The organism is Mesorhizobium sp. M5C.F.Ca.IN.020.32.2.1 (assembly GCF_004023105.1).
GTDB lineage: Bacteria > Pseudomonadota > Alphaproteobacteria > Rhizobiales > Rhizobiaceae > Mesorhizobium > Mesorhizobium wenxiniae.
Window position 1 is genome coordinate 1 of the sequence record NZ_RZSX01001277.1, and the last position, 1,247, is coordinate 1,247.

General features: G+C 61.9%; 1 protein-coding gene. It reads left to right on the forward strand.

Annotation, left to right across the window (positions count from 1 at the left end):
• Positions 1-388 precede the first annotated feature (388 nt).
• Positions 389-1,247: cell wall hydrolase (locus EOA86_RS35180; RefSeq protein WP_164892349.1), on the forward strand; the 859-nt coding region annotated here is incomplete at its 3' end.

Here is a 1,247-nt window from a genome sequence, read left to right on the forward strand (position 1 = left end):
CTCTCGAACAGCCTGCGCGAAGCCTTCGACATGCCAGGCGTGCCGATCCGCATCGCCTTGCGCACCTCGGAAAATCCGTTCGCCACCAAGGCGAAAAAACGCCGCTGAGCGCTGTCTCGTCCCCAAGCCACGTTCTTCAGCTTTCATGCCTCGCATTTTCGGGCTTGTCGTCATCTGGTCGTGACCGGCGTCTGGCTGGCTGCGGCTTATTGCGCGCTGATCGCCTGGCCGATCTTTTCTTCGGCCCGAACATGGCCGCAAAAGCGCCTGACTTCAGATCGACAGGGGGATCGACAGGGAAAACACGATCCAACCTGTTAACGCCCCATCAAGGTTAATGCATCATTGTGCCTCTCCAGTGGGGTCAGTTGCGTTTCTGGAGAGTTCCGTGCATCGACGTGTTCTGAAGCGGCTTGTCGCTGTCGCCGGTGAGAAAAAACGTTCCTTTCTGTCTCCTTTGGTCATTGGACTTGGCATCTGGGTCGGCTTTCCCAACGTCATTGCCTACCAGGACATGACGAGCCTGATTTCGGGCCTCAAGGCGCCAAATGCCCGCTGGAACGCCTATGTCGAGAAATCCGTCGCCGGCTCGGTCCATGCCGCCGAAATGCCTTTCCTCGATTCCGACACCACCGGCTCGATCTCCGGTTCCGGCGTGCGGTTGCCCGGCGTCGGCGCCGTGTCGTTTCGCGGCAAGGGCAGCGTGGCCAGCACGACGCCCGACGAGGACCGCATCATGCGCGCCGACAAGAAGGGCCGCATCATCATCGTCTCACCGGTCGCGCCGCCGAAGAACTTCAACGCCGGCTCGATTTTCGAGCGCACCTCCTCGCTGCTTCGCCCGAGCATGGACAGCGGCCTGAAGATGGCTTTCGCCAAGCCCGAGATCAAAGGCAAGGAAATCCAGATTGCCGCCGCGTTTCATAGGCGCGTCGACAAGAAGCCGGATCCTGGGGTGCCGGCCATGCTGGCCGCACTGGTCAATAACGACCGCCCCGACGTCCTGGCGACCGCCTACGCAGCGGCCGCGCCCGACTATGCGCAGGCTTCGCCCTTCGAGGCCTTGCTTAAGGACGAGAAGCCGAACGATGGCCGTTTCATTCCGCCGGTGGCCAAAGGCGATCATTCGTGGATGCAAACTCCGCTGCCGGCGAGCGTCTTCTCCAAGCCGGAACAGACTTGCCTCGCCAACGGCATCTATTTCGAGGCGCGCGGTGAATCCGTGCGCGGCCAGGCCGCCGTCGCCC